The 20,520-nt window shown below is 39.3% G+C and carries 18 protein-coding genes; 9 read left to right on the top strand and 9 right to left on the bottom strand.

Annotated features, from left to right (window positions below; translation table 11 throughout):
* Positions 1–29 precede the first annotated feature (29 nt).
* From B9A58_RS15270 to B9A58_RS15255, 4 genes are all read left to right on the top strand, one after another.
* Complete coding sequence (locus B9A58_RS15270) at positions 30–1,223, top strand: hypothetical protein (protein ID WP_084373738.1); 1,194 nt, start codon at positions 30–32, stop codon at positions 1,221–1,223.
* A gap of 63 nt (positions 1,224–1,286) precedes the next feature.
* The gene (locus tag B9A58_RS15265; protein ID WP_084373737.1) at positions 1,287–1,805 is read left to right on the top strand and encodes a hypothetical protein; all 519 of its coding nucleotides are present in this window, start codon (positions 1,287–1,289) and stop codon (positions 1,803–1,805) included.
* Between the two features lie 54 nt (positions 1,806–1,859).
* Positions 1,860–3,350, top strand: coding sequence for a carboxypeptidase-like regulatory domain-containing protein (locus B9A58_RS15260; RefSeq protein WP_084373736.1), 1,491 nt, complete (start codon positions 1,860–1,862; stop codon positions 3,348–3,350).
* A gap of 311 nt (positions 3,351–3,661) precedes the next feature.
* Positions 3,662–4,132: a hypothetical protein gene (locus tag B9A58_RS15255; RefSeq protein ID WP_084373735.1), complete on the top strand. Its 471-nt coding sequence runs from the start codon at positions 3,662–3,664 to the stop codon at positions 4,130–4,132.
* Positions 4,133–4,199: 67 nt separating this feature from the next.
* Here B9A58_RS15255 and B9A58_RS15250 read toward each other — a convergent pair whose 3' ends face one another.
* The 5 genes from B9A58_RS15250 to aspS all read right to left on the bottom strand — a co-directional run bounded on the left by B9A58_RS15250 (position 4,200) and on the right by aspS (position 8,879).
* Positions 4,200–4,976, bottom strand: coding sequence for an SGNH/GDSL hydrolase family protein (locus tag B9A58_RS15250; protein ID WP_084373734.1), 777 nt, complete (start codon positions 4,974–4,976; stop codon positions 4,200–4,202).
* 206 nt (positions 4,977–5,182) lie between these two features.
* Positions 5,183–5,578, bottom strand: a complete 396-nt coding sequence (locus tag B9A58_RS15245) for a DUF2721 domain-containing protein (RefSeq protein WP_084373733.1) — start codon at positions 5,576–5,578, stop codon at positions 5,183–5,185.
* Between the two features lie 9 nt (positions 5,579–5,587).
* Positions 5,588–5,947, bottom strand: coding sequence for a response regulator (locus B9A58_RS15240; RefSeq protein ID WP_084373732.1), 360 nt, complete (start codon positions 5,945–5,947; stop codon positions 5,588–5,590).
* Positions 5,948–6,022: 75 nt separating this feature from the next.
* Entirely contained in the window at positions 6,023–7,087 is a 1,065-nt protein-coding gene (locus B9A58_RS15235; RefSeq protein ID WP_176214799.1) for a BamA/TamA family outer membrane protein, read from the bottom strand.
* A 37-nt stretch (positions 7,088–7,124) separates the two neighbouring features.
* A complete protein-coding gene (aspS, locus tag B9A58_RS15230; RefSeq protein WP_084373730.1) occupies positions 7,125–8,879 on the bottom strand; it encodes an aspartate--tRNA ligase in 1,755 nt (584 codons plus the stop codon).
* 111 nt (positions 8,880–8,990) lie between these two features.
* Here aspS and B9A58_RS15225 point away from each other — a divergent pair, with 111 nt between their 5' ends.
* From B9A58_RS15225 to B9A58_RS15210, 4 genes are all read left to right on the top strand, one after another.
* A complete protein-coding gene (locus B9A58_RS15225; protein ID WP_084373729.1) occupies positions 8,991–9,548 on the top strand; it encodes a hypothetical protein in 558 nt (185 codons plus the stop codon).
* Positions 9,545–9,994, top strand: coding sequence for a nucleoside deaminase (locus tag B9A58_RS15220; protein ID WP_084373728.1), 450 nt, complete (start codon positions 9,545–9,547; stop codon positions 9,992–9,994). Before B9A58_RS15225 ends, B9A58_RS15220 begins: the two co-directional genes overlap by 4 nt.
* 213 nt (positions 9,995–10,207) lie before the next feature.
* Positions 10,208–10,810, top strand: coding sequence for a superoxide dismutase (locus B9A58_RS15215; protein WP_084373727.1), 603 nt, complete (start codon positions 10,208–10,210; stop codon positions 10,808–10,810).
* 159 nt (positions 10,811–10,969) lie between these two features.
* Positions 10,970–15,316 carry a T9SS type A sorting domain-containing protein gene (locus B9A58_RS15210; protein ID WP_084373726.1) on the top strand — a complete coding sequence of 1,449 codons (4,347 nt, stop codon included), beginning with the start codon at positions 10,970–10,972 and terminating at the stop codon, positions 15,314–15,316.
* 155 nt (positions 15,317–15,471) lie between these two features.
* Here the strand turns inward: B9A58_RS15210 and B9A58_RS15205 are convergent, their stop codons facing one another.
* The 4 genes from B9A58_RS15205 to B9A58_RS15190 form a co-directional block, all read right to left on the bottom strand.
* Positions 15,472–15,894, bottom strand: a complete 423-nt coding sequence (locus B9A58_RS15205) for a hypothetical protein (protein WP_084373725.1) — start codon at positions 15,892–15,894, stop codon at positions 15,472–15,474.
* Positions 15,895–15,974: 80 nt separating this feature from the next.
* Positions 15,975–17,501 (bottom strand): carbon-nitrogen hydrolase family protein, encoded by a 1,527-nt coding sequence (locus B9A58_RS15200; RefSeq protein WP_084373724.1) that lies wholly within the window; start codon positions 17,499–17,501, stop codon positions 15,975–15,977.
* A gap of 71 nt (positions 17,502–17,572) precedes the next feature.
* Positions 17,573–18,313: an MbnP family protein gene (locus B9A58_RS15195; protein WP_084373723.1), complete on the bottom strand. Its 741-nt coding sequence runs from the start codon at positions 18,311–18,313 to the stop codon at positions 17,573–17,575.
* Entirely contained in the window at positions 18,279–19,385 is a 1,107-nt protein-coding gene (locus B9A58_RS15190; RefSeq protein WP_084373722.1) for a cytochrome-c peroxidase, read from the bottom strand. Before B9A58_RS15190 ends, B9A58_RS15195 begins: the two co-directional genes overlap by 35 nt.
* A 62-nt stretch (positions 19,386–19,447) precedes the next feature.
* On the opposite strand from B9A58_RS15190, the gene B9A58_RS15185 reads away from it, so the two are divergent.
* Positions 19,448–20,452 (top strand): cytochrome-c peroxidase, encoded by a 1,005-nt coding sequence (locus B9A58_RS15185; RefSeq protein WP_084373721.1) that lies wholly within the window; start codon positions 19,448–19,450, stop codon positions 20,450–20,452.
* The last annotated feature ends 68 nt before the right edge of the window (positions 20,453–20,520 follow it).

Genomic DNA, 20,520 nt, shown 5'->3' with positions numbered 1-20,520 from the left:
GTTTTAACCATTGATTAAACACTAAAAAAATGAAATCCATAAGAGTATTATTCTCATTAATTCTATGTGTGTGTGTAACCACAACTATCGCACAGAACAACTGGTCAAATACGAACCAGGCAGGAATGGGTAATTCCGCGACAGTGAATCAAACTGGAAATGACAATGGCTCTGATTTAGAACAAATTGGAGACTACAACAATGCTACTGTAGATCAGACTGGATCTGGCAACTATTCTTGGACATTCCAAGGGTTCTTTTCTACAGGGGCTGCCGACAATAATAACATTGATCTAGATCAGGTAGGAGATAACAATACGGCATGGAATCATCAGTATGACAATAGCTTTTTCAATTATCAGTCTATCAGCCAAAACGGCTCTGGTAACTTCTCGCATATTGATCAATATGATGGTTCTAACAACAATGCCTATTTGACTCAAAACGGTGACAACAACACCAATAATCAAACGCAAGTTGGAACATATAACTATGGCAGTGTATATACCCAGGGTTCGGGAAATAACTCTGAGCAGAACCAGAATGGCGACAACAATAACGCGCACATCAATCAGTATGGTAGCAATAGTTCTGCATCACAGTACCAAACAGGTCTTTCAAACTATGCAAGTGCCTACCAGTCTGGTGATGATCATTCTTCGTCTGCTACACAAGATGGCTCTTTCAACAATGCTTATCAGTTCCAAAATGGCTCTGGTCATTCAGCAGATGCAAGTCAAGCAGGCAGTAGCAATAACTCTTCACAAGATCAGTGGACGGGTAGCGGAAGTTCTGCTTCATCTACACAAAATGGTACATCAAATGAAAATTGGCAATGGCAAGGTGGGTCTAACAACTACGCAACCACTTCGCAAAATGGCTCATCTAATCTAGCTCATAATTTGGCTTATGGAGACAACAACGGAAGCTCTATTTCTCAAAGCGGGACTAATAACGAAGGTCGTCAGGCACAAGGCATGATTTACAACGGGTCTTATTGGGATTATGGCGCTGGATCTAGCGACAACTATGCAGAATTGACTCAGGATGGTGATGGCAACATCTCTTACCAAGAGCAATCAGGAATGGGTGGGCACAGCTCTATAGTGAGTCAGTTTGGCACTACCAACAATTCTGACTCATTCCAAAGTGGGAATGGACACAGTAATACTGTGATACAATCTGGTTCTAACAACGTAAGTCTGGTGAATCAAAGCAACTAATTAAAAAGCAGGCAAGGCACATTCCTTGCCTGCTTTTTATTAAATTACTAAGAGCACGAAAGCATGTACAAAACAATTAAAAACTCAATACTCATGGTTATTTTGAGTCTGTGGAGCACTCAGCTCATAGGTCAAAACATTTCTGCCGCTCAAGAGGAAGAACTCTTAAACCCAAACCTAGAAGAAAATCAAGGGGTCAATTTGATTCAGTTCGGCAATCAAAACACAGCACAAATCATTCAATTTCAAGACTTCGAAGCACAGCTTTCATTATATCAACAAGGACAATCAAACTATTCAAGAGTTATTCAGATGGGATCAGGAAGATTAAATGTTGCTCAACAAGGCCGTACAAATCATATTGAAAGTTATGTCCTAGGCGAGGACATGGACATTGATTTGAACCAAACGGGTCAAGACAATGCAATCAAGCAATTATCTATAGGGAATAACTCGAACTATCAGTTTATGCAGTATGGAATAGACAATACCATCGAACATTTTAATTTTGGTAAAGATGATGCGAGTATGCAAATTTTCCAGCGAGGAAATGATATGAACTTGTTTATTTATTCTCATTAATTAATATTATCTGCACACGCAATTCCAACTAAACTCTTTACCTAATTACAATTGATGAATAGAAATCTCTCACCTCTCGTAATCCACTGCCTTGCTCTATTTTTAATGCTCTCCTGCGCCGAGGACACCATAGATTTTGTGCCTAAGGGCAGTATCAGTGGGACTGTGATCCAAGCCAATACTAGCGAGCCATTGGAAGGAGTAGAAATGACAACTGTGCCAGCCACCAGCATCGTTTTGACTGATTCAACTGGAGCATTCCACTTTGAGCAAATCGCTGCAAACGACTATAAGCTGCGCGCCAGATTAGACAACTATCAAATAGAAACAGTAAGTATTTCAGTAGTTGGTGATAGCGAAACTCAATCCACTCTTTTTTTACTACCAGAAAAAGGTCTTTTGCAAAGTGCGAAAAGCCCTATTCCATCTGACGGTTCTTCCGACTTAGGCACTGAAGTACAACTCAATTGGACAAACACAAACGAATCAACTGTTGAGGTAACTTATACTGTCAAAGTATTCGAGGCTAATGCAACAGATACATTTCAATCATTTGAAAACATAGAAGACACACTAGTTGTTCTTCAAAATTTGAAATTTAACACCCAATACTTTTGGCAAGTAAGTACCATCAACAATCAAGACGAAATTGAATATAGTGAAATGTGGAGATTCACCACTTCCTCATTTGTGGATAACAGAATTCTCTTTACTGCCGAAACTGATGAAGGATTTACTCAAATTTTTTCTATAGACGAATCAGGTGAAGAGGTGATTCAGCTTACTTATTCTACGCACAACAAATTCAGTCCACTCTACAACAGTGATAGGTCTGCAATTGCATACATTGGTAATGATGGAATAGAACAACATATTTATACCATGAGCAATACGGGAGAAAACCTTAAAAAAGTCACTTCAGTCACCCTGGCGTCTTATCACCAGCAGGGAAGAGGATTTGCGTGGTCGCCCGATGACTCCAAATTTATATACTGTCATTACGACAAATTATATAGCATTGGAGTAGATGGAAGCAATTTAACTGAAATCGCAACAGCACCCACAGATCGACATTTTAGAAGTTGCGATTGGAGCGAAGCAAATAATCTGATCATAGCTGAAACTGTGGGTGTAAGTATTTATGATGGCGAAATTATTATAATGGATGCAGATGGAACCAATCAATCCGAACTCGTGGCAGACGTAGCGGGCATCATGGAAAACCCCTCGTTTGCGATAGATGGTCTATCATTCATGTACACCAGAGACATATCTGGAAGCGAATCTTTGAATGGCCGACAGCTAAACAGTCATCTCTTTTATGCACCAATTGCCGACCCTACAAACACAGTAGATTTATCAGACCAGAAAGCCAATGGCAACAATGATCTCTTCCCAAAGCCATCCTCTGATGGCTCAAAGATCATTTTTGTAAACAGGAAGAATGATGGCAGCAATGTGGGTAATGTTTTGACTGTAGATATTGATGACCCGTCTACAAGAACTGTGTTAGTCAAAGATGCTCATTTCCCCTCGTGGAGGTGAGTAATTGAATCAACAATTTGTGCTAAAAAAAGTATCTAAAACCATTTCTTCAAAATTTAAACTCCTATCTAATTTAAAAGTTACTTAAACCAACTCCTTTTAAAATCGCACGCGAAGATTTCAATTACCTTCTCTTTTGAATGACGCATGCTTGACTAAAATTAAATTGCGGATTTGCAGATTTCAAACTGGCAAAACAAAGGTTGATGCTTGTCAAATACCAGTGTAAAAATCAATCTCATACTCTATCTATGCATGGGTGAAATACCTAACCGTTATTTATATTTTATTAGGCCAAAAAGCATAATGTCATGAAAAAAATCGTCCTTTTTTTATCCGCTATTTTCTTAATAACCTTCCATAGCAGCACTAAAGCACAAGAGTTTGTTTTTGACTACAACCAGGTTGAAACGACACAGTCTACCTCCTATATATCCACAACTAAACACCCTTTTGGAGCTGAATTCACTTCAATGATGCAACTACTAAGAGAGAGTTACACACATGCTGAAGAAAATTCTTTATCCCTCACTACATCAACAGTAGTGGACAAGCCATCCATTTTCTATTCCGTAAAAAGAACAAGTAAGCACCTAGTTAAAGCAGTAAAGAAGAGACAAGTGTCATTGGAGGAGGCAAAAAAAGAGCTCGAAGATATTTTAGTAAAAGCACTTAATATCAGACATCAAAACACACAGGTCTTAGAGAAAAAGCTCTTTAAGCTCAAGAATCCAGAAAACATCATCGCATTTTACAACCATGACGTCAGCCTTAACATCTAACCTACTTTATTTAACTAATCAGATGAAGTCAAACCTTGGGGCTTACTAAAGCGCTGCTTTCTGTAGATTATGCAGGTGACAAATTGATCTGCTTTATAATGAATTTGGACAGTTGTTTAGCCAAAGTCTGATAGGTCAATTTGGATGGGTGTACGCCATCACTGAAATAAAGGGCAATGTCCGACTCAAGCTTAAGCTCCTCTACCCAATCCGAAATACTGATGACCTCGGAAGAATAATAAACATGATCAAACTCTCTCACCACTTCACCCAAAGCTTCACCAAGCAGCTCTACCAAATTTCCTATGACCCATTTCATTAATGGCGTAAAAGCTGGAAATTCCTTAATAGGAGGCATATTCGTAAACACCACGGGTACACAGCCGAATACATTCCTTATTTCCGTAATCAAACACCTTACTTGCTCTTTCCATTTCCTTGGGCTATTGAGTTTAAAAGCATCATTCCCCCCTATGCCAACAACAATCAAATCCCAATCCTTATCTTCGATCTTTGGCAATACTTCGTCACGGACACGAACTACTGTAATACCACTTTTAGCATACACATGCCAATGCACATACAAGTCGAGTTTCTCGGCCAGTTCGTCGCCCAAAGTACCTGCAAAGCCTTCCTGATGCGTCTCCACACCTACACCTGCCATGGTACTTTCCCCAATCACAAGTGTTTTCAGTCGTGGATTCGTCACCAATCCGCTAACCCCAGTAGTACCTGTAGCTTCAGGCAAATCAGGCATGGCATTCTTAACCTTACGTCCTTGAAAGTACAAAAGCGGTAAAAGTGGAGCGGTAATAGCAGCTCCAATTGAATACTTTAGGCTCATATAGGATAAATTAAGTAGAAGGATAAAAGATAATAAACTCTTTGTGGTTGACTTTAGTAAATTGTTAAATATAAACTTGATCTATTTTGGTTCATGATTGTTTTCACTATTTAAAGAATTAAATCGAATCACGCCTGGGTTGAAACGGTAGGTAAGACGGACATGCCTGATGCGCTTGAACTAGAGAGATTCTATTTGATGCAATATCAAATCTCCTCCATATCACTCAATTCAATATTGAGCGCTTTGGTAGACATTTGGATTTCAATAAGTGAAAAGATCAAAGAAGTAATAAGAGAAAGGAGACTACTTCCGAATAGGTAATTGGCCATAACAAAGCCTTCTTGAAAAAGCGCAAACATACAGCCAACCGTCAATAGAAAACTGAGCACCCCAAATGCCTGCATTCTGCGCACCATATTCAGTCGTTTTCTAAGATTATTGATCTGACCTACCAGTATGTGTTGCGTTTCAGCTTGTTGGTATTTTGCATGTAGATTTCTTATCAAAGTAGCCAACGCCAAAAAACGATTGGTATAGGCCAACAGCAATAGGGTAATTGCCGGAAACAAAAGAGCCGGTGTAGAAATTTCTAACTGCAAAATGTTGAGTTATTTATTTTCGATCAGTGCGATCAACTCATCAGCATCCCAAGGTTTGCCAACGCTTCCGTTAAATCCGAAATTTTTAATTGCGTTTCTAATAATTTCGTCATTCACGTATTCTGAGATAATAATTCTTATCATGGCAGGATAAAGATTTCCCACCTTTTCCAGTAACTCTACCCCAGTCATTTCGGGCATGCGATGGTCTGAAATAATTACATCGTACTTATTCGCCTCCATGAGCTTGAGCCCTTCTATTGCACTTTCGCATGTGGTTACATCGTACTTTCTTTTGAAAGCAATTCTGAAAACATTTAGGTTGGCTGCTTCATCATCCACATACAGCAATTTGATCTTTTCTGCCATAATTAATCGTTCTTTCTCTTTTTCCTTAACTGGTTATGCAAAATACAAAAATATAATAACAAATTGAGAGGTCTTTCAAAAGGCCTCTCTTACCGAAAGATAAAAGGCATGTTGCCCATTGTCAGTAAAGCCCATATCCATGCGAAAGTTGAGTTTTTCATCTTTAAGCGCTCTAAATCTACCCCCCAGACCATAGATCGCTCTCAATTTATGACTGCTAAAATCGCCAAAACCATCAAACACTTCTCCTACCCCAGCGAAAATCACTCCCCCAAATCGCCAGAATAATTCTTGCCTCGCTTCTATCTGAAAATAAACAGATTGTCGATCTCGATATAAATTTCGATGTTCAACACCTCGAAGTCTGCCTCCACCTCCAATTTTATTTAGCTTATAAAATGGGATATCATCTCCAGAAGTCATATCCATTCTAAACTGAATAGCTAAGACACTCTTAGGTCCCAAAAACTTAAAATATTGACGGTAATCAGCCAGAAAATTCACATAGTTATATTCACCACCAAAAGCCTTTCCATAAAAAGTGGCTCCAACATTAATAAACCGTCCGTGAGTTGGCCACAGGGTACTATTTCGTGTATCATTTCTGAATCCAGGACCTAACCCCATGTTTCTTCCACCAACAAGGCCTACTGGGCGATCTACTTCTAAAAGCCCCTCGTCTACTACGCCATCAATCTTATTATACTGAAAATCAAAATTCAAACCACCAAACCACTGTGGTGTAACTGGTTTGTATAAACTTCCCTTGAATTGGATGTACTTGTCTGTATAAATTTCTGAAATATTTGGATCAGTATCTGGCCCAATACCATAAAAGTTGTCAGGAAAATCAAATCCACGAGCCTCCATATTGAGGTTCATCCCATTGCCAAAAAACAAGTCGAAATCCGACTTCACCAAAATCTGCTTATTGGTGGTAAAGACTACATAAGGTGTAACAGATGAAGGTCGATGAAAGTTAGGGTTTTTAGATTTCGTGTTGAATACAAAAAAGGCAATGGTTCCAATATTAACCTTAGTTTCTGGCGAGTAGCCAACAGCCGGGTAAATAGCAAACTTGATTCGTTTTTCCTTCACGCTATCTTCCCCTTGCGCCCATCCGACAAAGGAAATGCACATTAGATAAAAACAGCAAATGAAGGTTATCCTCATGTAGTTATTCAGCAGGCAATAAATCAAGTCCCAACTCGTCCAATTGATCCTTAGCAATAGGAGAAGGTGATTCTATCATTACATCTCGCGCAGAGGTATTTTTAGGGAAGGCTATAAAATCTCTAATAGAATCTGAGCCTCCAAACATAGAACATAATCTATCAAATCCAAAAGCAATTCCGCCGTGAGGAGGTGCCCCATACTCGAAAGCGTCCATCAAGAAGCCAAACTGCTCTTTCGCCTCTTCATCAGAAAACCCAAGGTGTTTGAACATCATTGCCTGAGTAGCTCTATCATGAATCCTGATAGATCCACCTCCTATTTCTACTCCATTGATTACCAAATCGTAGGCATTGGCATGAACTTTTCCAGGATCAGTATCCAACAAGGGAATTTCGTCAGGTTTAGGAGATGTAAATGGATGGTGCATGGCATGATAACGCTCAGTTTCTTCATCCCACTCCAATAGTGGAAAATCCAACACCCAAAGTGGTTTGAAGTTCATAGGATCCTTCAACTCCAACAAATCCCCCATGTGCAACCTCAATTCACACATTTGCTTTCTTGTAGCATTCAAATCACCTGACAATACCAAAATCAAATCTCCTGGCTTAGCTTCAGCTTGACTCGCCCAAGTTTTCAAATCCTCTTGCGAGTAAAATTTATCCACAGACGATTTAAAGGTACCATCAGCATTGCATTTCACATATACGAGGCCCTTTGCTCCTACTTGGGGGCGTTTCACAAAGTCAGTCAAGGCGTCTAGTTGCTTACGCGTCCAATCAGCACACCCCTCTGCACAAATTCCCACGACTAATTCCGCCTGATCAAATACGTTAAAGCCTTTGTTTTGGACTACTGCATTAAGTTCTACGAATGGCATTCCAAACCTCACATCTGGCTTATCAGACCCATAGAGTCGCATGGCATCATCATACTGCATCTGTACAAATTCACCCACCTCCACATCAAGTGCTTGCTTGAACAGGTGACGAGTCAATCCTTCGAACGTATTCAATATATCTTCTTGTGTCACAAATGACATCTCACAGTCTATTTGAGTAAACTCTGGCTGACGATCTGCTCTTAAATCTTCATCTCTAAAGCACTTCACTATCTGGAAGTATCTATCAAAGCCCGATACCATCAACAATTGTTTAAAAGTCTGTGGCGACTGAGGCAAAGCATAAAATTCGCCTTTATTCACCCTGGAAGGGACTACAAAGTCTCTTGCTCCTTCAGGTGTAGATTTGATCAAGACTGGCGTTTCCACTTCCATGAAGCTTTGATCTGACAAATAAGATCGAGTCGCCTGAAGCATCTTATGACGAAGCATCAATTTTTCTCGCACTTCCTCCCTTCTCAAGTCGAGGTATCTATATTTCATTCTGAGTTCTTCGCCGCCATCCGTATCATTGTCAATGATAAATGGAGGCACTTTGGATGCATTCAGCACTTCCAATTCGCTCACTTTTATTTCTATTTCTCCTGTCGGTATTTTGTCATTTTTAGCATATCGCTCTACTACCTCACCTGTCGCTTTCAATACATACTCACGACCCACAGTCTTTGCTTGCTCAACTAACTCAGTAGCAATTTGGCCTTCTTCAAAAATGAGCTGAGTGATTCCATAGCGATCTCGTAAATCGATCCAAACCATTCCTCCTTTGTCTCGCACTTTCTGCACCCATCCACAAAGTGTCACTTCTTTTCCGGCATCCGCCAATCTCAATTCGCCACAAGTCTGCGTTCTCAGCATAATAATCGTATTATAAAAAATGAAGCCGCAAATTTAATCATTGTCTTGTTTTGGGCTTCATCGCGAGGTAGTTTAATTTTGATTTTTCACAAGCTTTAAAAAATTCGCAATATGATGGGTGTCTTTTTATTTCTATGCTTACTCTTCCCCAGTTTTTCAGCTCAGGATTTGACTAAAGTCAATGTCACGGAAGAGATTACAATGATGATTCCATCTAATTTCAGGCTGATGACTGATGACGAAGTAGCCAGCCGTTATTTTACTACTAAACGCCCAATTGCCATTTATACAAATGAGACTGTCGTTATAGATTTAGGCATCAACAAAACGGTGACAGAATGGATCGCAGATGACCTTGAGATTATGGTCAGTTTCCAAAAATCCAATATTTACAACTTCTATGACAAAATAGAAATGATAAGTCAGGGCATCAAAGAGATAAATGGACGAAAAGCAGCCTACTTCGAATTTATTTCAACCATTAAACCAGATACCCAGTCTTTTAGGGCTCAAAGCCCTGTCAAAAAATATACCTACATCCAATACATGATTGTGGGCAGCCACTCTTGGGTATTCAACTTTACCAGCCCAGTTCAATTGCAAAACGAATGGCAGCCACAGCTAGCTGATATTATGAATAGCGTAGAATTCATCAAAAAGAAAAAATGATTCCTGGACTACATAGTGACGAGGCTTTCATGAAGGAAGCGCTCAAGCAAGCACAATATGCGTTTGAAGAGAATGAGGTACCAGTAGGCGCTGTAGTCGTGTGTGAAAATAAGATTATATCCCGAGCTTACAACCAGGTAGAAAAACTGAATGATGTCACCGCACATGCAGAGATTCTGGCGATCACAGCTGCGGAAAATTACCTTGGCACTAAATATCTCGCGGGCTGCAAGCTATATGTAACACTCGAACCATGCGCCATGTGCGCAGGAGCCACATACTGGTCGCAACTAGATGAAATTATTTTTGGAGCAAGTGATGATAAAAGAGGCTATTCAAAAATGGCACCCAATGCCACACACCCAAAAGCCATAGTAACGCCTGGTATTCTAGCCAATGAGTGCCGTGAGTTAATCACTAACTTCTTCAAACAAATGAGAGGATAAAGTTGACAGACCTTATCAACCCTGTTATAATTTTCTTCTTCTCATGTTCAGTTCAAAAAAACTGTACCTCTAGTATCTCTTTAGTCTTGAATCTTGGTGCTTATATCTTGATTCTATTATCACATAGAATAGAATGATCAATTGCTTACTTTTATTTTAGATTTACAATTAACTTTACTGAACAGTTTTTTTTAACATAAATATAGATTTATCATGGCTTTTGAATTACCATCATTACCCTATGCACACGATGCATTGGAACCACATATCGACGCACGCACAATGGAAATCCATCACGGAAAACACCACAATGCGTATGTTACTAATTTGAATGGAGCGATTGCCGGTACTGAAATGGAAGGCAAATCTATTGAAGCACTTTGCTCAGAGCATTCAGATGTTCCTGCTGTAAGAAACAATGGTGGTGGACACTTCAACCACTCCTTGTTCTGGACAGTGATGAGCCCTAATGGTGGAGGAAACCCTACGGGTGATATAGCTGACGCTATTGATTCTGCTTTCGGTTCGTTCGACGCTTTCAAAGACGCATTTGCTAAAGCAGGTGCAACTAGATTTGGATCAGGATGGGCTTGGCTTTGCGTAAAAGATGGAAAATTAGAAGTTTGTTCTTCTGCCAACCAAGATAATCCATTGATGCCAGGCGTAGGCTGTGGCGGCACACCGATCTTAGGACTTGATGTTTGGGAACACGCTTATTACCTAAACTACCAAAACAGACGCCCAGATTACATCAACGCATTTTTTAATGTGATAAACTGGGAAGAAGTGAACAAAAGATTCGCTGCTGCAAAATAAAAAGAACAAAACGAATAATATTTTGTCTAAAAGGGGTTTGATGAAATATCAAACCCCTTTTTTTTTGAAGAAATTTCAAAAAAGAACAATATACTTCAAAAATGCCTGCTAGATTGCAGATTACATTCAACCAATGTTTGATTCAAACTTGATATTATTATGAGAAAACCTATACTAGCAACCACACTTGTGGCTCTTCTAGTATCCGTATTTTTAATTAAATATGGGAACAAAAAAACAGAAGAGAGAAACCCATATATTTCCCAAATTGAGAAATATGAAAAAGTAAAGAACTTGTCTTATGAAGAAATAAAAAATCTTCCAAAAAGAGACCGACCAGATTTAGCCTTGCTTCAGGAATTTGAAACAACCAAGGATTTAAGTCTAGGTTACCCCCCTGTACAGAAAAAAATAAAAGCTTTTGATTTAGCAAAAGAAAAATTAGCAAAAAAAGCAAGCACCAGAGCTATAGCTGGCGTTGAATGGGCCGAAAGAGGCCCGAATAATGTTGGTGGAAGAACCCGAGCCCTTATGTTTGACCCAAATGATGACACAAATAAAAAAGTGTGGGCTGGTGGTGTTTCAGGGGGTATATGGTATATAGATGATATCACTGACGAAGACGCAGCATGGACGAATGTTGATGATTTTATGGCAAATTTGTCAATTTCTTCTTTAGCCCATGACCCCAACGCAACCGCTACCTTTTATGCTGGAACTGGTGAAAGATGGACTCGTGACTTTAGAGGTACTGGCATTTGGAAGTCCACCGACTCTGGAGCATCGTGGAATCAACTAAGTAATACCGAAGATTTTGGATATACTTCCAAAATTGTAATAACATCAAATTCTGTTATAGTAGCTGCAACCAGTACTGGAATCAAAATTTCAGATGATGGAGGAGACACTTGGGACTCGCCAAGTGACGTAAATGTAGATATGTCCGATGTTGAAGTTGGAAACGATGATATTTTGTATTGCGCTGGATTTGTTGGAAACATTTTCAAATCGTCTAATGAAGGCAGTAGCTGGACTTCCGTTTCTCCTGATTTAGGGGGAGATAGAGTAGAGGTGGCAATTGCTCCCTCCAACTCAAATAAAATTTACGCAGCCTCTGAAATCAACGATAATGTAGGATGGATGGCATCATCTAGTGATGGGGGATCCAGTTGGACACAAATTACAATTCCGATGTATCTTGAACAAGGCACTTGTGAAAGTGATGCTGACGATTTCTCTAGAGGACAAGCATGGTACGATTTGATTCTGGCGGTGAACCCCTCAGATGAAAGTGAAGTTATTGTAGGAGGAATAGATTTACACAAATCTTCAGATGGCGGATCTACCTGGACGGCAATTTCTTATTGGACAGGAGCTTGTGCTCCCTTCGTTCATGCTGATCAGCATGCAATTACATTCAAACCAGGTTCTTCTAGTGAAGCTATATTCGGAAATGATGGAGGTGTATTTTATTCTTCAAATATTGATCAGTCAGAACCAACTTTTGCAGCCAGAAATAACAACTATAACGTAACACAATTTTATGCTGTTGCTCTAAATAACTCGGTTAACTCAAACGACATGCTTGCTGGTTCGCAAGACAATGGCTCGCAAAAATTTAGCGACTTTGGTGTAAATTCTACTATTGAAGCCACAGGAGGTGATGGTGCCTATTGTTTTATTGATCAAGACGATCCGTCCATCCAGATTACGAGTTACGTTTTTAACAATTATTACCTTTCTCGTGATGGAGGAACAACATTTGAAGCATTTGGCACTGGCAACACTGGCGGCTTTATTAATCAAGGTGATTATGATAGTGAAGCAAATATTCTTTATGCCAGATCTTCTGGTGGCAATTCATATAATAAATATACCATTACAGAAACAGGAATTGAAAGTTCAACTGTGAACATTAGCATAGGAGGTACTCCAAGCCATTTCATGGCCTCTCCTTATGAGGATAATGTTTTGTACATAGGAACATCGTCAGGGACAGTTAATAAAATCGAAGATGCTAATGCGAGTACTCCAAGTGTTACCGAAATATTGGCAATATCAGGAACGATAACAAGTATTGATCTAGCTGATAACGGCTCGAAAATATTAGTAACTGTCGGAAATTACGGTGCAAATTCTTCTTGGTATTCCGAAGATAGCGGAGAAAACTGGATAGATATAGAAGGAGATCTTCCAGATATGCCTGTTTGGTGGGGAATGTTTAATCCTTTGGATAACAACCAAGTCATACTCGCAACTGAAGTGGGCGTGTGGACTTCTGACGACATCACCCTTGAAGACGTAATTTGGGAACCTTCTAATGAAGGTCTAGCAAATGTGAGTAGTAGAATGCTACAATATCGAGAATCTGACGGCGCAGTAGCCGTAGCAACTCACGGTCGTGGAGTATTTACTTCATTCTCTTTTTCAAATGTTAAGTTTGCGGACTTTACTGCAGATCTCTATGTTGCCTATGAGGGCAATGAAATAGACTTCACAAATAAATCAAATGGAACTATTACTGACTATGCCTGGTCAACTTCAGATGGAGGTAACTATACAACAGAAGATATTACTCATAGCTTTAGTGAATCTGGTTGGCAAACTGTGACTCTACAAATTGACGATAGTGAGTCTATAACTAAAAACGTATTTGTAATTCCCAATAGGCCCGTCAATTACCTGATTGAACTAGAAAATGAACCAGGAGACACGTATGTTGATAATGTAAGAGGTCTAGGTTTCGAGTTGGGAAATTCAAACATAGATGGCAAAGATGGAGTTACAAGTGGTGAATACGCATGGGTGGTTGGTCCCGACGAAGAAAATTATGCAAATAGATCAAGAGCATATATATATACACCTTGGTTTGACTTTACTTCTGATGGTACTTATGAGTTCTCTTTCAATGCAAACTATACTGTAGAAGAGGCATGGGATGGATTTATCGTAGAATACACCACAGATGGTGAATCTTGGGAACAATTATCGCCGACAGTTGCAACTGATTGGTATGACATTGAGGCGGTAGTGAATGACAACTATCCAGATGAAGGTTGGCCAGTAATTCCATTATTTAGTGGGACAACAGATGGTGATTATGTAACTAAAACTAGAGACATTTCTGATTTATCAGGAAATTCGTTTATAGCATTCAGATTTCACTGGGTAGCCGATGCTGCAGCTGTCGAAGTTGGAGTAGCAATTGATGATATTCAAATTACTGGACCAGACAATGAAGTTGTACCAAACTTCACAATATCTTATGAAGAAGAATATTGCAACGGGACTCCTCTTTACTATTATAGTAACTCATCCATAGCAGCGGCATCATACTCTTGGGATTTTGGTTCTGATGCATCACCTGCAACAGCATCAGGTAAAGGACCACATGAAGTAAATTATTCCACTACTGGCAGCAAAACGGCAAGTCTTACTATCACTGATAGTGATGAAAATAGCTTTATTGAAACGAAGACAGACTTTTTACAGATACTTGAAACCATGACAAATACGGCTACTATTGCATTAGCAGAACCCAAACTATGTCCAGGAGAAACAACAACTGTACAAGTCACAAACTCTGAAGTAGGTAAAAACTATACCTTGTATACAGTTGGTTCAAATAATTCACTAGGAGATAGTCAAGAAGGAAATGGTGCTACTCTTAATTTTGACCTCGGATCCAATTTGAAATCAGAGGAGTACTTCATTGAAATATACCAAGACGATTCACATTGTACATCATACTCGGAAGAATTGAATCTAGAAGTATCAGAAATAGCTGAGACGTCAATCAGTTCTACAGAATTTGAACTTTGTGCGGGTGAGGTGGTAAGTATTAATATCTCAAATTCAATTGAAGGCTTGATTTATCAATTTATAGATGAAACATTGGAACAACCTTCTGGTTCTAATGTAACTGGTAATGGTGACTTGATTGTGCTATCCAGTGCTGAATTGACAAGCGGAACAGAGCTTAGCATTTTAGTAACAGATTCTGATTGTGAATTGACTTTTGAAAGCACAGTAAACGTGACAGTCAATTCTTACCCTGACGTTACAATAACTGAGTCAGATTTCGAGCTGAGCGTTGCCGATGGAGCAGAAAACTATGAATGGTTTAAAGATGGTGCACCAATAAGTGGGGCAACGTTAAATACATATGAAGTAACACTAAACGGCAGCTACCACGTCATTGCATCAAACGGTGAGTGTGAATCTACCTCTGATGTCATGACAGTCATAGTAGCAGATGTTGCGGATGATTTGTTTAGCTATGATATTTATCCAAACCCATCTAAAGGGATGCTTAATTTCGCAGGAAAAGGACATTTGGAAATGGTGAAAATATATTCGCTTTCAGGAAATCTGGTCATGCTAAAGGAGTCAAATTCAGAACCTATATCACAACTGGACGTGGCACAATTAGAACGAGGAATTTATATCTTAGAAACTGTGAGCAACAGCAAGTCTAGCAGGCAAAAGATAATTCTGGAAAAATAAGCAATCACTAACCCACAACACATAAAAAAGGCAATCCCTCTCAAGGATTGCCTTTTTTAATTGTCCCGTCTTGTCCTGAAAATACTTTTAGTATATAATCTGAGGATTCTTACTTCTCTATACCACAATAATTTGACTTCGAGAATTCAAATAATTCATTCTGACCCTTTTAGATACTCCTTCTTTGGAACGGTTTTGCCATTCGTAAGATCATGAATCTTTGCAAAATCATCATTTGTTTGATCAGATCTCACATACCCTGGAGTAGAAAAAATTTCAATCCTATCCTCATCATACCAAGACACAGAACCTCCATCAACGCTTGATTCATATACTATTTCGGACTTTTCCATATCATACACTAAAAAGGAAACCGTATTTCTAGGCTGTTCTGGCTTTTTCTCTGATTCATAAATGCACAACACACGCGTATTTGACTCATTGGCCTCATAAGTTACTGGTGTACCTAGTTTCTTTTCAACGGCCTTCTTATAATCTGACTGATTCACAGCATTTCCTGTAACTTTTGGAGCATTACAAGAGGCTAGAATAAGCAGTGGTATGATATATTTTTTCATAGTTTGTTTGTTGGGTTAATAAATGACTAAATCCAAATATAGAGGATTGTATCAATTAGAAGATACTTTTGCGCATCCACTCATTGATTTGTTTTCTTTTTCACATCAAAAAGGTCCTTTCTTCTATCTCTAAGATTCTGCACACTACCGAATTGGTTCAACTCTCTTAGCAAATCAATATCCACATCAGCGATCAAAATCATCTCAGTATTTGGAGTTGCTTCTGCTTTGATTCCATTAGCTGGAAAGGAAAAATCGCAGGGCGTGAATACCATGGATTGGGCAAACTGAATATCCATGTTATGAACTTTTGGAAGATTGCCTACACTACCCGCAATGGCCACATAGCATTCGTTCTCAATAGCTCTGGCTTGAGAGCAGTTTCTTACTCTAGAGTAGCCATTTTGTGTGTCTGTCAAAAAAGGTACAAACAGGATATCCATACCCTCATCAGCCAGCAAACGGCTCAATTCTGGAAACTCCGAGTCATAACAAATCAGCACACCGATCTTGCCACAGTCCGTATCAAATGCTTTGATCTTGTGACCACCTTGCATGCCCCACACTTTAGACTCATCTGGAGTCACATGTATTTTTTCGTAACGCTCGGTAGTACCATCCCTTCTGCATAAATAGCCTACATTATAAAGTAAATCATCCTTGATTTCAGGCATGCTACCTGTGATAATATTGATATTATAAGAGATAGCCAGTTCCGAAAACCGCCTAACAATTTCATCTGTATGAGTTGCCAACTCACGAATGGCATCAGGTTCAGACAAGTGATTGTTTTCCGCCATGAGCGGCGCATTAAAAAACTCAGGAAACAAAGCAAAATCGCAACGATACCCAGACACGGCATCTACAAAATATTCCGCTTGCTGCATCAACTCTTCCATACCTTTGTACAAGCGCATCTGCCATTGCACTAAGCCTAGCCGAACAATTTTCTTTTTGGTTTCAGCTTTTTTAGTTGGCTTTTGGTAATAGATATTGTCCCACTCTAAGAGCACAGCATATTCACTAGAGGCATCATCCCCTTCTAAATAACCAGTGAGCACTTTTGATGGATGAAAATCATTAGATATCTGAAAATTCAAAACTGGATCATCAATCTCTTTTCGTTTTACCCTTTCTATATACTCCTTTGGAGACACCTCCTTAGCATATTTGTGATAATTTGGAATTCGTCCACCAAATGCAATCATCCGCAGATTCATGCGCTCACATAACTCCTTTCGATAATCATATAAGCGCCTGCCCAAACGTAATCCCCTGAATTCAGATTTGATAAAAACATCTATGCCATATAGCACATCTCCATGATCTGTATGTGTGTCGAACGTGTAATTGCCCGTGATTTCCTTGTAAGTATGATGTTCGTCGAACTGGTTGTATTTCACAATAATAGACAAAGCACATCCAGCCAGCTGGCCATTGACTTTGATCACGACCTGTCCGTCTGGGAATTTATCTATCAGGGATTTGATTTCGTCTGCCTTCCAGTATGCGTCTTGAATACTGCTGTAAGCCTCTATCATGGCCTTTTTCAACTCCTTGTAGTCCCCAAGGGTCAAATAGGTCAATTCTATGTTTTCAATTTCCATTAATTACTCCCAATTGGATTATGGAAATAAAGCTAGTGGAATAGTGAAGAAAATAAGCGCAGATTTATTTTTTATTGAAGTATGATCAACCCATCCCTATAATTTTGAGCCACTTCATCCCCCCGCTCATCATTCATGAAGACTGTCCCCTCAGATAAATCAATATGTTCAAATGGCGCTTTTCCATCTACTAAAAAATGGAATGTGTCCTTTTCTTTCAAATTCACTGGTTCTCCAACATTAAAAATTCTACTATAATAATTTTTATCTGTACCAATGTGCATTTTTATTTCCTCGCCTAGCGGTTCGTCTCCGTCAAAATACCGCCCTTCTAAGGACAAAAACTTATACCCTGTATTCCAGTCCCACGCCATGCCATTGGTAGGATCCAAATCGCCTACATGATCGATCGAGGTATTAGCATCCGTATCCACACCTATACTTAAGATAATTTCATGTACTTTGAGAGTAGCTGGAACATTCGTTATTTCAAAGTTCGCGGTGCCATTTTCAGCATCAAAACTAATCAAGTGGTAGCTATCAGTCTCAATGAATAGGTCTCCCGAACTAGATCCTTTCAATTGAACATTGCTCACATAAATATTGATTCGTTCAAACGAAATCAATTGATTTAAAGGGGTGAGATACTTTTTGTCATCAAAAACAAGTGGTTGATCGTCTGCTTGCACTTCAAAACTGAAGGTAACTGTCTTTGTCTCCTCAGTATTGTTATCACTAGAACATGCACCTAAAACCAGTGCCACACTCAGAAAAACGCTAATTTTCGAAAGGGTCAGAAAATGCTTCATCATTTATAAAAATCTCGTCAGTTAAAGTATGTAAAAAAGCGATAATCGCCTGTTTTTCTTCTTCAGTCAAACCCAGCATTACTGGTAACACACTTTCGGGATTATTAGTTGCGTTTGTGATCAGTACATCGAGGGTTGTGCTTGTTTGGATGTTTTCATTGTAATGGTCTAAAACCTCTTCCAAAGTAGCCATTCGTCCATCATGCATATATGGTGCTGTCAGCGCAATATTTCTTAAGCTTGGTGCTTTAAATTTGCCCTTATCAGTCGCTTTTCCAGTAACAATCATCAGCCCGTCTTCCAAACTTTCTTCTGAATCTATTCCATTGTTATGAAATCCCTGATACCCTTCTCTATTTCCCGCAGTCAAAATATTCAAGTGACAATCTCCACAATTCCCACCTCTCAACCCCGTATTTGGTTCAGGATGTGTGAAAAATAAATCCATTCCCAACTTCTCTTGGTCGGTCAGCACATCTTCCCCTTGCAAATGTTGATCGTATTTCGAATTAGACGAAACCAAAGTTCTCATAAACTGCCCTAGTGCTTTTGCGATTAAGTCCGAAGTAATTTCCTCCGTTTCGAAAGCCTCCAAGAATTGTTGGGGATAGACGTCAGAATCAGATAGTCGCTCTACAGCCTCTTCCAATGTCAAATCCATTTCAATGTGATCCTGTATGGGTTGTAGTGCTTGCTCTTCCAAGCTTTGCACCCGCCCGTCCCAGAAAAATTTAGTCTGCCAAAGCAAATTCACAAGAGACATAGAACTTCTACCAGTCAATTCTCCGTTCAAGCCAATACTAAATTTAGCACCATCTGTAAAAGCCTTAGACTGCTGATGACATGAGCCACACGAAACTTGACTGTTGCGCGAAAGCTGCTTTTCATAAAATAGATTTCGACCTAGAGCAATACCTTCCACTGTAAATGAATTATCTGCTGGAATTTCATACCTATCTCCGAAAAATTCAGGAGGTATAAATTCATAAGGCGTAGGCTTGTTTATCTGCGTGTCTTCCGAGCACGACAACAGCAAATTCAACCCTATCAATAGTATTCCAAACCTCAAAATCATCACTTACTCAACACACTAATTTTATAATTTCACTATCTTAATCCTCAAGTTCAAAAGACAAACTGCTGAAAAGATTTCTTCTCATATTATTTATAGTTCTGTCCTCTGTATTATGGGGTTGTAATACTAACTCAAATTCGACAAATAAATTACAAATAAACTCCCCATCCCATTTTCCAAAACCGATCCCTTCCCCCAACAGAAATGAGTTAACGCAAGAAGGCATTGCATTAGGCCGAAGGCTGTTTTTTGATACCACATTATCAGCAAACAATCAAATTTCCTGCGCCAGTTGCCACCAACCTGAGTTGGCCTTTTCTGACAACAAGCCCTTCAGCTCAGGTCATAGCGGTCGATTCCTCAAAAGGAATACTCCTCCACTTTTCAACATGGCCTGGGCGGAAAGCTTCTTTTGGGATGGAGGAGTAAAAAACCTGGAGTCTTTGTCCTTTGCTGCTCTAAGTAGTCCAGACGAAATGGGAGTTGATTTAGAAGAACTTTGCCTAGGGCTCAACCAGGATAAAACTTATACCTCAGCATTCAAACAAGCCTTTGATGTTGATTCTATTTCGTCTGCCTACATCAGCCGTGCACTCGCCCAATATATGCGAACTTTGGTCTCTTATGATTCAAGGTATGACAGCGTTCAGCTAGGGTTGTCTCAATTTTCAGACCGTCAATTGCATGGACACAACGTTTTTGTTAAAAACTGTGCCTCTTGCCACCCCCCTCCACTTTTTACAGACAATGGTTTTCATCACAATGGAATTAGCCAAAAATACACGGCTCATCATCTATATTTGACAACTGGTCGATTTCGTATTACTAGAGATTCAATAGATTTAGGAAAATATAAAACACCCTCTCTACGCAATCTTTCACGAACCGCTCCCTATATGCATGATGGACGATTTGAAGATTTGGATGAGGTGCTCAATCATTATCAAAATTTGGATTTAAAGAACCAAAATCAAGATATACTTGTTACCCATATTGAATTTTCAGATGTGGATAAAAATGCATTAAAGGCATTTTTGAAAACATTGGAAGGTGGCACGATTGACTGAACTGAAATCCAAATAGTTCAACTTTCGTACTATATGTGCGTAAGAAATTTTAAATTTAAGTTAACTAT

It is taken from the genome of Reichenbachiella faecimaris, from assembly GCF_900176375.1.
GTDB lineage: Bacteria > Bacteroidota > Bacteroidia > Cytophagales > Cyclobacteriaceae > Reichenbachiella > Reichenbachiella faecimaris.
This window is presented reverse-complemented; position numbering and strand designations above follow the sequence as displayed.

Coding starts and splice junctions, on each gene's coding strand:
- B9A58_RS15255 (WP_084373735.1), top strand. CDS start 3,662: ATGAAAAAAATCGTCCTTTTTTTATCCGCTATTTTCTTAATAACCTTC.
- B9A58_RS15195 (WP_084373723.1), bottom strand. CDS start 18,313: ATGATGAAGCATTTTCTGACCCTTTCGAAAATTAGCGTTTTTCTGAGT.
- B9A58_RS15240 (WP_084373732.1), bottom strand. CDS start 5,947: ATGGCAGAAAAGATCAAATTGCTGTATGTGGATGATGAAGCAGCCAAC.
- aspS (WP_084373730.1), bottom strand. CDS start 8,879: ATGCTGAGAACGCAGACTTGTGGCGAATTGAGATTGGCGGATGCCGGA.
- B9A58_RS15220 (WP_084373728.1), top strand. CDS start 9,545: ATGATTCCTGGACTACATAGTGACGAGGCTTTCATGAAGGAAGCGCTC.
- B9A58_RS15225 (WP_084373729.1), top strand. CDS start 8,991: ATGATGGGTGTCTTTTTATTTCTATGCTTACTCTTCCCCAGTTTTTCA.
- B9A58_RS15260 (WP_084373736.1), top strand. CDS start 1,860: ATGAATAGAAATCTCTCACCTCTCGTAATCCACTGCCTTGCTCTATTT.
- B9A58_RS15210 (WP_084373726.1), top strand. CDS start 10,970: ATGAGAAAACCTATACTAGCAACCACACTTGTGGCTCTTCTAGTATCC.
- B9A58_RS15265 (WP_084373737.1), top strand. CDS start 1,287: ATGTACAAAACAATTAAAAACTCAATACTCATGGTTATTTTGAGTCTG.
- B9A58_RS15235 (WP_176214799.1), bottom strand. CDS start 7,087: ATGTGCATTTCCTTTGTCGGATGGGCGCAAGGGGAAGATAGCGTGAAG.
- B9A58_RS15250 (WP_084373734.1), bottom strand. CDS start 4,976: ATGAGCCTAAAGTATTCAATTGGAGCTGCTATTACCGCTCCACTTTTA.
- B9A58_RS15205 (WP_084373725.1), bottom strand. CDS start 15,894: ATGAAAAAATATATCATACCACTGCTTATTCTAGCCTCTTGTAATGCT.
- B9A58_RS15270 (WP_084373738.1), top strand. CDS start 30: ATGAAATCCATAAGAGTATTATTCTCATTAATTCTATGTGTGTGTGTA.
- B9A58_RS15190 (WP_084373722.1), bottom strand. CDS start 19,385: ATGATTTTGAGGTTTGGAATACTATTGATAGGGTTGAATTTGCTGTTG.
- B9A58_RS15200 (WP_084373724.1), bottom strand. CDS start 17,501: ATGGAAATTGAAAACATAGAATTGACCTATTTGACCCTTGGGGACTAC.
- B9A58_RS15215 (WP_084373727.1), top strand. CDS start 10,208: ATGGCTTTTGAATTACCATCATTACCCTATGCACACGATGCATTGGAA.